13 protein-coding genes are annotated in these 11,841 nt (G+C 42.5%); 10 read left to right on the forward strand and 3 right to left on the reverse strand.

Annotation, left to right across the window (positions count from 1 at the left end):
* Window positions 1-31: 31 nt before the first annotated feature.
* A complete protein-coding gene (locus HYN46_RS06740; protein ID WP_114898659.1) occupies window positions 32-724 on the reverse strand; it encodes a hypothetical protein in 693 nt (230 codons plus the stop codon).
* 433 nt (window positions 725-1,157) lie between these two features.
* Between HYN46_RS06740 and HYN46_RS06745 the strand changes: the two genes are divergently transcribed.
* From HYN46_RS06745 to HYN46_RS06790, 10 genes are all read left to right on the forward strand, one after another.
* On the forward strand, window positions 1,158-1,646 hold the full coding sequence (locus HYN46_RS06745) for a phasin family protein (protein WP_114898660.1): 489 nt from the start codon (window positions 1,158-1,160) through the stop codon (window positions 1,644-1,646).
* A gap of 163 nt (window positions 1,647-1,809) precedes the next feature.
* Window positions 1,810-2,082, forward strand: a complete 273-nt coding sequence (locus HYN46_RS06750) for an HU family DNA-binding protein (protein WP_114898661.1) — start codon at window positions 1,810-1,812, stop codon at window positions 2,080-2,082.
* A 133-nt stretch (window positions 2,083-2,215) separates the two neighbouring features.
* Window positions 2,216-4,114 carry a SurA N-terminal domain-containing protein gene (locus HYN46_RS06755; protein WP_114898662.1) on the forward strand — a complete coding sequence of 633 codons (1,899 nt, stop codon included), beginning with the start codon at window positions 2,216-2,218 and terminating at the stop codon, window positions 4,112-4,114.
* Window positions 4,115-4,290: 176 nt separating this feature from the next.
* Entirely contained in the window at window positions 4,291-5,454 is a 1,164-nt protein-coding gene (locus tag HYN46_RS06760; protein WP_162818105.1) for an alpha/beta fold hydrolase, read from the forward strand.
* On the forward strand, window positions 5,451-6,020 hold the full coding sequence (locus HYN46_RS06765; protein ID WP_114898664.1) for a nitroreductase family protein: 570 nt from the start codon (window positions 5,451-5,453) through the stop codon (window positions 6,018-6,020). Before HYN46_RS06760 ends, HYN46_RS06765 begins: the two co-directional genes overlap by 4 nt.
* 70 nt (window positions 6,021-6,090) lie before the next feature.
* Complete coding sequence (locus HYN46_RS06770) at window positions 6,091-7,170, forward strand: NAD(P)H-dependent glycerol-3-phosphate dehydrogenase (protein ID WP_114898665.1); 1,080 nt, start codon at window positions 6,091-6,093, stop codon at window positions 7,168-7,170.
* Window positions 7,171-7,222: 52 nt separating this feature from the next.
* The gene (sixA, locus tag HYN46_RS06775) at window positions 7,223-7,699 is read left to right on the forward strand and encodes a phosphohistidine phosphatase SixA (protein ID WP_114898666.1); all 477 of its coding nucleotides are present in this window, start codon (window positions 7,223-7,225) and stop codon (window positions 7,697-7,699) included.
* Window positions 7,700-7,715: 16 nt separating this feature from the next.
* Complete coding sequence (gene gspL / locus HYN46_RS06780) at window positions 7,716-8,987, forward strand: type II secretion system protein GspL (RefSeq protein WP_114898667.1); 1,272 nt, start codon at window positions 7,716-7,718, stop codon at window positions 8,985-8,987.
* Window positions 8,984-9,502: a type II secretion system protein GspM gene (gspM, locus tag HYN46_RS06785; protein WP_114898668.1), complete on the forward strand. Its 519-nt coding sequence runs from the start codon at window positions 8,984-8,986 to the stop codon at window positions 9,500-9,502. Before gspL ends, gspM begins: the two co-directional genes overlap by 4 nt.
* A gap of 42 nt (window positions 9,503-9,544) precedes the next feature.
* Window positions 9,545-9,994: a DUF4870 family protein gene (locus HYN46_RS06790; RefSeq protein WP_114898669.1), complete on the forward strand. Its 450-nt coding sequence runs from the start codon at window positions 9,545-9,547 to the stop codon at window positions 9,992-9,994.
* Window position 9,995: 1 nt separating this feature from the next.
* Here HYN46_RS06790 and HYN46_RS06795 read toward each other — a convergent pair whose 3' ends face one another.
* Together HYN46_RS06795 and HYN46_RS06800 are read right to left on the reverse strand one after the other, a co-directional pair.
* Window positions 9,996-10,490 (reverse strand): nuclear transport factor 2 family protein, encoded by a 495-nt coding sequence (locus HYN46_RS06795; protein WP_114898670.1) that lies wholly within the window; start codon window positions 10,488-10,490, stop codon window positions 9,996-9,998.
* 16 nt (window positions 10,491-10,506) lie between these two features.
* Window positions 10,507-11,586 carry a M14 family metallopeptidase gene (locus HYN46_RS06800; RefSeq protein WP_162818106.1) on the reverse strand — a complete coding sequence of 360 codons (1,080 nt, stop codon included), beginning with the start codon at window positions 11,584-11,586 and terminating at the stop codon, window positions 10,507-10,509.
* Between the last annotated feature and the right edge of the window lie 255 nt (window positions 11,587-11,841).

Below are 11,841 nucleotides of genomic sequence, written 5' to 3' on the forward strand. Positions count from 1 at the left end.
AAGGCGATTGTGGTTTAAGTTGATGGGTAGCTTAAGTTAAGAAGTAAATCAGAGTACCGATCAGACTAGCAATTAAGCAGCCCATTAAGACTATGCCGGCAATGATGAGCATTTTAATTTGTCGATTCAATTGATGAATAACGAAAGCATTTTCTTTGGCTTGTAAGCTCATCTGATCAACTAAGATCTGTTGTTCATTGAGTTTTTTGAGTAGCTGTCTATGGCGGTTTGAGGCGCGACCATGATGGGCAATAGGCTCGCCATTTTCATCAATATCTTTAGTTGGCAGAAGTAAAGACTTAAACCAGTCTGATTGAATCCAGTGGTTAATAATTTGCTGTAAGTTAAAGCTACCCATGAGTACCCTCAAATCATCAATAAGTTCAATCGGACCATCAATATCAATTTTTTTTAGTGATGAAGCTGGCGCAGTCATAAAGCTATGTAGTAAATCTTTAAATGAAGCTGAAATAACGGCATCAATGGGCCGCGCGGGTTTTTTTGCATCAAGCAGAACGCCACGTGAAGTAAATGTCACAAATATGATCATCGAAGGCAAAGATGTTCTGAGCTCTACTAGCGCTTGCTGTTTGATGAGATTTTGCGCAAGTTTCTTTGATTCTTGATCGGATTTCAGTAAAAAAGTTAATAATGCTTCCAAAACGATCAGCACAATTGATTGCACTAAATCCACAAGACTTATGTGCTCTGATCGATCTACCATGAACATCCAGCTCCATCAACAAAGTCAGCTAGCATACAAGCTTAGTAGGCTGATCAAATTCTAATTTTTGATGTGACATAGTTGTACTTTTGTCAAACAATCTCACGAGTGTGCCAAAGATATCACAAGCCCTCTCTTGACGCTAACATAAGTTAGCGGGTTTTTTTAGTAGCTTCAATTTAAGCGCAAGGGATTGCGGGTATCAGACTCATATTGTTGCAAATAAAAATGATCCTTTTTTTGCACGACTCACCAAGAGAAATGGTCTATGCTACAATTGAGCGAGCCAATACTGTTTATTGAACGTTTGAAGTTGTTGTAAAGGCTTGCCAATCTTGGTGGACCCATCAATTTCATGCCGTGCTTTATTGAACTGTAAATGTGACATGCGCCTCTAATCAGCACGATTCATGCAAAGGATAGATTTGTAATTATGAACCAAAAATCTTCAAAAGACCAAAATCTACAAATAGAAAATGATCAAAGCATTACTGAGACAGATGCGTCTGTTCAGGATGAGCCGCCGCGTCGCAAAGCTGGTCTTGATTTTAGAAAATACACCCAGCAAATTTGGTTGGCGGGCTTAGGTGCTTTCTCGCGTGCAGAGGAGGAGGGGACTCGTCTTTTTGATTCTTTGGTCAAAGTTGGTGAAGAGTTAGAATCAAAAACTACAGAAATTGTTGATACAACAACAGAAGCGGTTGATGAAGTGCGTGAAAAAGTGAATGAGCGTGTGACTGGAACACGAAATAAAGTTGAAAAAGCTTTAGATGACAGTATTAATCAGGCTATTTCTCGTTTAGGATTTGCTTCACATCGTGAAATTAATGAGTTGACAGCCAATATTCAAAATTTGACTGCTCAAGTTGAAAATTTAACGAAGGATATTAATGCATTACAAGATTCATTTAGGAAAAAATGATTTTGCATATGATTCTATACTTCTAATCAGTATGTAATAATATTCATCTTATTTCTAACGTTCTGCTCAGGTATTGCTTGCCAAGCCTTAAACTCATTGATATAAAGGGCGCACGTCCCTTGTAGGACACAATTTTTTAACAACGATATAGGATATTTTTTTTATGAACAAATCTGAACTGATTGACGCGATTGCCTCTACAGCTTCTCTTTCTAAAGCGGACGCGACTAAAGCATTGGATGCTGTAATCTCTTCTGTAGGTGAAGCGCTAAAGAAAGGTGATACTGTGACACTCGTAGGCTTTGGTACTTTCAGTGTTAAAGAACGTGCGGCACGCACAGGCCGTAATCCTAAAACTGGCGCTGCAATTCAAATTGCTGCAAGCAAAGTTCCAGGCTTTAAAGCGGGTAAAGGTTTAAAAGATATCGTTGCTTAAGAAACAATTCACTCTTATGGATTAAGAGTAGAATATCTTGAGGCTACGCTTTCTCAGTTGTTGTGTTTCAAGAGGCGCGCCCATTGGCGCGTTTTTCATTTTTTAATTGCCTGCTGAACTGGAAATAGGATTTATGGAAGGCTTTAGAACATTAGTACGAGGTTGGCTGGGCAAAGTGCTCATGGTAATTCTAGCTTTACCATTCGTATTATTCGGCGTTGAAAGTTACTTCAGTGGCGGTAGTACCAATAGTGAAATTGCCGCGACCGTTGATAAAACTAAGATCACAAGACTTGAGCTTGAGCAGGGTGTCAGCAATGAACGCAAATCCTTGCTGGCTAAAGTGGGTGGTAATGACGATTTGATCGATGAGACTGTGTTGAATCAGCAAATCTTAGATAAAATGATTGCACAGAATGTGGTTCTTGCCAAAGCGCAGCGCTTAGGCTTTACCATGAGTGATAATCAGATTATTGGTGTAATCCATAAGGTACCAAATTTTCAGCAGGACGGTAAGTTTTCTGAAGAGCTATTTCAAGCGTATTTAAAAAATAGTGGAAATGACCGTAATTCACTTTTTAAAATGATTCGTGATCAGTCTGCTCAGAATTTGTTGATTGAAGGGATCTCGCATTCTAGCTTGATTAGCGGCCCTGAGACTGATCGTATTTTGGCATTAGAGTCTGAAAAGCGTGATGTTGAGCTTGCTACAGTCTTGGCCTCTCCCTATCTTCCTCAAGTGAATGTTACTGATGCGCAAATTGCGAGTTATTACAATACGCATAAAACTGAGCTGAAGAGTACGGAGCAAGTCAATCTGGATTATTTGGCTTTAGATAGCAGTAGCTTAAATGAACAAGTGAAAGTGACTGATGCTGACTTGCAAGCACGTTATCAAGATATGATTAAGGCTTCGGCAGGTGACGAGCAACGCCGTGCTCAGCATATCTTGGTTTCAACCGATAAGCTAAGTGCGGATGCAGCCAAAAAGAAAATCGATGGTATCGCTGCTCAGCTTAAAGCTGGCGCAGATTTTGGTGCTCTGGCAAAAGCAAATTCGGATGATCCAGGTTCAGCGGCAAACAATGGTGATTTGGGTTTCGCTGGTCACGGGATGTATGTTCCCGAGTTTGAGAAAACTTTGTTTGCTTTGCAGCCAAATCAGGTTTCTGAACCGATTAAAACTCAATTTGGTTACCACATTATTAAGTTGCTTGAAATTAAAAAGGGCAATGCCCCTTCGTTCGATAGTGTGAAAGCGCAACTTGCAACTGAGGTGCATCAAGCCAAATTAGATGCAATTTATGCGGACACGCTCAGTCAGATTAATGAGCAAGCCGCAAGTTCAGATTCACTTGTCGATTTGGCTAAAGCGCATAATCTTTCAATTTCTCATTCTGGGTTGATTGGTCGTGTCGGTGGTAGTGGTGATTTTGCAAACAAAGATTTACTGAGTACTGCATTCAGTGATGAAACCGTTAAGGATCGTAAAGTAACGAGTGGTATTACTGTTTCTCCTACGCGCACTGTCTGGTTGCAAGCGACCCAATACTTACCTGTGAAGCCGTTAACGCTAGTAGAAGCATCGCCGAAAATTCGCACGATATTGCAATTGCAAGGTGCTTTAGCAATTGCGAAAGCAAAAGCTCAGGAGATTGCAGCAGCTTTAAATTCTGGAAAGTCGCTGGCTGAAACTGCACAAACGTTTGCGACAACCTTTCAGAATATGACTGGGGTAGGACGCCAAGGGGGGTTACCAACCAAGGCGTTGTCGCAAGCGGCGTTTAGTTTGGCTGCACCTGTGGATGGTCGCGTGAATGCAACTGTTGTTGAAGCGCCTAGCGGTGTGACAGTTGTCGCCGTGAGTAAAGTGACTAGTGGAGTTTCTCCTGAGATGCTTCAGCAACGTCCGCAACTACAGAAGTCTTTGAATAGCTTAAGTGGTCAGCTAGAACTTGATGATTATGTTGAATACTTGAAAGGTCACGCCAAAATTGAAAAATTCAGCGCGAAGAGTAAAAGTGGTTCTTAATCACTACTGATCTTTTGATTGATAAAAAAACCTATCTTGTGATGGGTTTTTTTATTTTTAAGGATTCGTTATTTCAATGATTTCATCTCACTAATTAACGCTTTGCATCTTGCACATGGTCTTAAATTCCCTACAATGAAAAAAGGAAATTAATGCATAAGTATAAGGCGAAACGAATGCCCTCCATATTGAAACCCATCACTTATATTTTTAGACAGACTCGCATGGGGCTGCGCAATTCAATCAATCGTCGTAGCCACCCTGAACGGTATTGGCTACAAGATAAGACAGAGCGGATTGAGCTTTTACGTGAGGGTTTATTTTCTGTTCATTATTATCCACCGTTACCAGAGAATCGCGTTGATATCGAGGGGGAAATCCTGCCTGTCAACAAAAAGCATTTTTCGATTCCCTTAATACTTGTTCCGCCATTGGGAGTATATGCGTGGATTTTTGATTTAATGGCTGAGCGTTCATTGGTACGGTATTTTCTAGTCCGTGGTTTTCAGGTTTATTTAATTGATTGGGGGAAACCGGGTCGGGGCGAAGCAGAATTGTCATTAGAAACCTATACACTGAACTGGTTTCCAAAAGCTGTTAAAGCCATACAAGCCCATAGTGGTCAAACTGAGGTATCCGTTTTAGGGTACTGTATGGGGGGATTGTTATCTTTGATGTATACCGCAGCTCGGGGTACGGATGTTGTGCGGAATCTCATTACGATTGCGTCACCTGTGAATCTGCATCAAATGGGAAATGGGATTGGGAAGTTATCGTTGTTAATTTCTGGGCCGACAGGGTTAATTAGACGGGTAACAGGGTCTCAGCTTTCTAAACTTGACCCAAATTTATTTCATGTGGACGGTAAGATTCTATCTGTTTTGTTTAAGGCCTCATCACCTGCTGCTACGGTATTAAGTTATATCGATTTAATTAAGAATTTAGCAGATGATGATTATGTCAGCCGTTATATGACGATGAATGAGTGGTTTAGCAATATGCCTGATTATCCGGGAGCGACAGTGCTTGAACTGATTCAAAAACTTGGTATTGCTAATCGTATGAATCGGGGACATTTTAATTTGGGTGGCCATGAGGTGAGCTTTAGCCGTATAAAAAGTGCTTTGTTGGCTTTCGCCGGAGATCGTGACGCTATTACCAGTATTTCTTCTGCTAGTGCGGTCATGAATGTTGTGGGTTCGTTAGACAAGACTTTTCAGGTCGTTTCTGGCGGCCATGCTGGGATTTTTACGGGAAGTCGCGCAGCACATTCCACATGGGTGATTGCCGCGGATTGGCTTGAGTTAAGGTCTGATCTTGCAGAAGTTGAACCCATATGAAAACAAAGGCCGATACGTTATTTGACATGATTAACGCGCGTCAATCCGATGGAATGTTGTCTGCACCTGCGCCAAGTTCGCATGAGTTGCAATTAGCTGTGCAGGCTGCATTGACCGCACCAGACCATCATCGACTGCAACCCTGGCGTTTTTTGACAGTCAGTGGGGATGCACGACTAAAAATGGGTGAGGTTTTAAGGCAAGCCTTAATTGCACGCGGTGAGACTGATGAAGCAGCTTTGAATAAGGTTCGTGGGCAACCCTTGCGTGCACCAATGATTTTGGTTTGTGTTGTTGATACGAAAGAACACCCTAAAGTTCCTCAAGTCGAGCAAGTTTTGAGTATGGGGGCAGCAATTCAAAATATATTGTTAATGTTAAAAGCATTAGGCTATGGTTCGATGTGGCGTACGGGGGCGATTACAGAGTCTCCAGTAGTGAAAGCCGCGTTTGGATTAAAAGAACATGATGTGATTGCGGGCTTTGTTTATATTGGTTCCTTATCGCGTGAGATTGCAGCACGTGAGCTACCTGATGTTAATCACTTTCTCCATGAGTGGATTTAATGCTGATTAAATGAAGAAATAATAGTATTTGCTTTAAATTTATTGATATTAAAATGGATATTTGAGATTTATGACTGATATTGCGATTGAGAAAAAACCTTCACCTGAGACTCCCAGTCTGAAAGTTCCGATGCGTGTTACGGTTCTGGGTGGTGGAAGCTTTGGAACAGCAATGGCAAATGTCGCATCACGCAATGGTTGTGATACGCGTATGTTCATTCGGGATCCGGCTATTGCCAAAGAAATGCAGGAGACTCGCCGTAATCAGCGTTATTTACCTGATTTTGTAATGGATGAGAACTTGTCGTTTACCAGCGATATTGAGTATGCCGTTCGGGATCGTGATCTCATTTTAGTTGCAATACCTAGTAGTTCATTTCGAGAGGTGTTGCGCCAAATCGCACCGTTTATTTCAGGACAAGCGATTGTTTCTCTGACTAAAGGTATAGAGCCCGATAGTTTTGCGTTGATGAGTGATATTATTCGGGAAGAGTTACCGCAAGTGGCTTATGGCGTATTGTCTGGTCCTAATCTTGCTAAAGAACTGATGGCCGGTATTCCTGCTGGAACTGTTATTGCAAGTCCGAGTGAGGCTGTACGCTTTGCTGTGCATCAAGCACTTGCAAGTGCTTTATTCCGTGTCTTTGCGAATACTGATGTACAAGGTGTAGAGCTTGGAGGCGCTTTAAAGAATATCTATGCTGTAGCGATGGGTATGGGAGCCGCATACCATGTGGGTGAAAATACGCGCAGCATGTTGTTGACACGTGCCTTGGCTGAAATGAGTCGTTTTGCCGTTCGACTCGGTGCAAATCCCTTAACCTTCTTGGGCTTATCCGGTGTCGGCGATTTAATCGCGACATGTAGTAGCCCTTTAAGCCGAAACTATCAGATTGGTTTGGCCCTTGGACAAGGGAAGACACTTGCTGAAGCAGTTGAAGCATTAGGGCAAACCGCAGAAGGGATTAATACGATTCGTCAAGTGCGTGCTCAGGCAGAAATTTTAGATGTGTATATGCCGATTACATGTGCATTATACGAAGTCATTTATGAAGGTAAGCCACCGCTTGGCATCGCGTTGGCGCTTATGCAAAATGGTCATAGAAGTGATGTTGAATTTGTGTTACCTAATACAACGCCAGCATCTTAATTTCAAGCTAGCGCTATTTATTGAAGTAACTCCCTAAGGATAATCATCGGTTATGCAGTTAATTTTAATCCGCCATGGTGAGGCGGAGCCCTATCAGGCTGACGATGCTGGACGAAATCTGACTGCACGTGGTATTAGCCAAGCCCAGTGGACAACCCAACAAATCTTGGCTCAATATTCGCCCGATTTATTGGTTGTCAGCCCGTATCGAAGAGCACAACAAACGCTCCTGTCTTTTCAGGACCAATTACCCACTGTTCCAGTCAAAATTTTGGACAGCATCACCCCAGATTCGGATCCTCGCTTAGCATTGGATCAATTGTCGATGCTGCCTTCCCAGTATGCAGCGCAGTGTATCGTTGTGGTTTGTCACATGAATGTTATTGCTTATATGGCGGGGCTATTGCTTGATGAAGATCCGGAAGGCTTTGATTTAGCAGAAGCTCGTGTATTTGAGCAATCTTTAATTTTGTTAGGATTTTCTGTTGAGCGTGCGCGTTTCGTGCCATCTGCGGATGTAGGCCGATGAGCCGGAGAGGAAAATAATGCTGTATTTATGGATGCCGGAACGCAGTGCTTTTCATCCGAGTGGTGATGGTGGGGGCGTACAAGATATATTTCGCTGGCGCGTTTCTCGCGAAGTGTCCAAGAGCAATGATTTAGTTGTCGGTTGGCAAACTGCCGTGGGGTGGGATGCTCTGCTGGCGGCCACAGCACCTGAAGCTCAATCTGAGGTCGTGGTGTTTTTCCCAACTTCAAGTGTTCAAATGCTAAATCAACCCATGACACGCCAACAATTACGTCAGATTGGAACGGAAGGGGTGCGCTATTTACTTGAAGAGTTTTCATTGACGCCTATTGATCAACTCGATGTGCGCTATCAGCTTCGCGATAATCTGCTGACGGTTCTTGCGAAACCCCAGCATGATGTGGCAACACTTTTATCAGCTTTAGGATTAATGCCTTGGCGGGTGGTTGGGTTGTTACCGGACTTTTTACTATTACCACTGACTCCCGGACGTGCGACTTTGTTTCTGGATGGACATAATCGTATTCTCAGACTAGATGAGTCCTATGCAGTATCTGCTGATCATTTAGATATTACGTTAGCGCGTCTTAGTCAAGTTAAAGAAATCCAGGTTATCGGGGAGCTAACAGAGGCTGATCGAGTTATTTTGGATGCACAGAAAAATATCAGTGGTTTGGACTGGAACTTGTTAGAAACGCCAATATCTGAAGTTTTCTCGGTCGATCAAAAGGTGACTAAGCACGCCTATAATTTAGTCACCAATGTGCAAGAGAGTAGTCTGTCGTCGTATTGGAAGGTGGTTATTGCAGTTTTTGTGGCCGTAATCGCCGTTCAGATGATCTATGACGCAGTACGAATCTGGCGTTACCACGCTGTGGAGATTGCGACGAAAGCCCAGATTGAACAACAGTATCGCCAATGGTTCCCTGATGAACATCGTATTTTAAATATTAAACGTCAAATGCAAGCTCATCTCGTCGGGGCTGGCGGTGTTGATATGACTGCATTGACATTGTTGAGTCAAGTGGGGCCTGTACTGAGTCAAGCGAATTTGCCTGCCAAGAAGATTCATTTTACAAGTTCAAGTGCTGAAGGTGCTAAAACAGGACAGTTGGAACTTCAAATCAACGCTTCAAGTCTACCGGCATTAGAGAGTCTCCGAACACAGATTGCTGCACAAGGGTTGGTCGCCGAGCTAGGCTCTGCCAACTCGGCTTCAGGTAAGTCCGCAGGCCCAAATCAAGCTACCTCTGGTCAGGTCTCAGGCATTATTCGGGTGAAACAATGAACAATATCTTTAAAACGTCGATAGCAAAGATCGAGACCAGTTCATTGGTTGTCTCAATGAATGCAAAGTTGGCACAATTACACGCAGCTTTTGAGCAATTGCCAAAGCGTGATCAACTGGCTTTAAAAATCCTAGGCGGTTTTTTGGCAATATTCATTGTTTTTGGCGGTGGGTATTGGTTACATCATAAGGCTGAAGTGACCAAAGAGAATGCAGATCAGGCTCGTCAACTATTATTATGGATGCGTGGCCAAGCTCCGCATCTGCAGGCGACCACGGGTGTTTCTCAACCGCTTTCAACAATTATTCAAGACGCTGCAGCCCAGCAAGGATTAACCGTGACTCAAACCGAAACTGCAGGGAAAATTGCAGTGAGTACGAGTCATCAAAGTTTTGCAGTATTGGGTAGCTGGCTGACCAGACTTGCACAATCAGGCATACAGGTCGATCAGTTAGATATTGAGCAACAAGCTGGCGGCGTCTTGCAGCTACAAGCGACTTTAACAAAGCCATAAAGCGCTTGAATTTGAGTTTTCATTCATTGATGAGAAGGGGAAATGATGATGAGTAATGTCACTACAAACCAGACACAGTTGTTATCCCCAAATGATGATGGCTTGGTCTTTATCAACCATATTACTTATGCACTTTACTTCTTGAGTTATTTTACTGCAGGGCTGACTTGGCTTGTTGCGATTATCATCAACTATGTTAAACGTAGTGAAGCACAAGGATCCTGGCTACAAAGTCATTTTGATTGGCAGATTCATACGTTTTGGTACAGTATTGTTTTTGCAGTCGTCGCGACTTTTCTATTGATTTTGGGGTTGCCCACAGGATTTGCCGCAGTGTTCTCTGATGATGCAGTGACAGGATTTAGTTTATTCTCTCTAAGTGGGATACTGGTGTTTGCGGGTGTTTTACTTTGGATATTTGTGATTTTTTGGCATCTTTATCGGATAGTGCGTGGATGGTTGGCCTTGGCTTCCAGAAAGAGCGTACCTTAAGCTAATTATTGGGGCGATGACCATAACTGATAACCCGGGTAATTTGCCATTGATCATTTTGATGACGCCAGATGATTATAAAGTTGGCGATACCATCACAGGTATGGGTTGCCAGTTGACAAAAACGATGCGTACCTTGTTCGATCGCGCCGAATCCTTTGATTGGAAAAACTTCTAAGCTATTGGCAATCAGTTCACGCTGAAACTTCCCACAGACATATTTTTCAGTATTCGCAAGCATCTCTTGGCGAGTCCATGTCACACCGCCAGTATCATGATAAAACTCAACGTCTGACGAAAAGTAGCTTGCATGTTTTTGGAGTTGTTCAGAAACTTCACAATGATTAAAGGTATCGAATACCTGCTGATCAAGACTTGAGATTGTTTTGAATAACGGCGCATCGTTTGGCAGAGAGCCTGATTGATGTCCGATAGAGGTACATCCGCTAAGCCAGGATAGGGCAGCAATCAAAATAAATAGGGTGGTTTTCTTCATATGACGCTCTTCATCATTAAGATTTTGTACTTAACCCATTAATCGCTTGCTCGACCAATGTAATGGCTTGTCTAATGCAGTCTTTGCGCCAACTTGCGGATTTTGGACAAAACAACTCGACTAAGCGTTGCCTAGTATATTCTGTTATGCGGCTATTTGGATTACCCCAAAAATAGCTTTGGTTTTCGGCTCGAAGTCCGGCAAGGACTTGTAATCCTTTGTAGGTTCCAAACTCTGCTAAAGCACATATATAGTCACGATCTTTTGCATGCGTCTTACAGAAATGCCCTAAACCGCCTTTCCATCCCGATTGTTCATCACTAATGGCTTCGACAGATTCGTTGCCAAAATAAGATTTTAACCATGCATATTGGTTATCACTGAGTGGATGGTCGAAGAGTAATTTATAAGTTGCCCAAGCCCCCAATCCTGTGTGAAAGTCCAGATGTATTACTTTTTGGCTTAAGCCTAACCAGCGGTCTAGATTGTCGCTTAGTATTTTACTTAAATGAGAAGGTTCTGTTCCTCCGTAAAAGAGTCCCTGAGGATAGTCATATTGACCAGCAGTGATTGCTTGCTCAAGAATCGCTTGTCCATGTTTAGCCGTAGGGCATATCAATCTAAAATTGATCCAATCCCAACGTGACGGCGGGCGTTTGGGATTCAAGATATGGTCTATATCTTTATAAATGGCTGGACTACCACGAAAGGATTCACAGGAGAGAATAAGATTTCGATTTAGATCGACATTATCCTCATTTGCACGGCGGCGCCATGCAAAACCATAAGGATTTAGGGCGTGGATTAAAATAAGTCGTTGTGTGGGGCGTAAGTGCGGATCATCTTGCCATTTTTTCATGACGGCTAATTGGACTGCAGAGCCAAAAAAACCTTCGACTCCATGTAATCCACTGGAAATAAGCAGAGCCTGATCAGGCATACTTCCGGATTGAATAGCGACATCAATGCTAAGCATTTCTCCATTGGGCCCGAATTGGCCGATAGGGATACTTTCCAGTGTCATTCCTAAATTTTTGGCTGATTGCTTAAAATGTTCGCGTGCAATTGCATAATTCTTAGAAAAGAAAGCGTCCACGACCATTGTCTTCCTGAATTCGAGTTCTTTGAAAAGTTATCACGGTTCTAAAAAGCATACAATTGATAGATTATTGCATGTTGATAGTTTCAATATTATTAAAATAAAACAAAAGGTTATTTTATTCATATAGACAATTTTGGTCACTACGTAAACATTTATAAAAAAATATCGTCATTCACTGGCAAAATAGGTAGTATTTTGCAGTACAATCACACGCCTTTGTGTAGGACTTAGCACGAAAGATTTTTATCA

The organism is Aquirhabdus parva, assembly GCF_003351745.1.
GTDB classification, from domain to species: domain Bacteria; phylum Pseudomonadota; class Gammaproteobacteria; order Pseudomonadales; family Moraxellaceae; genus Aquirhabdus; species Aquirhabdus parva.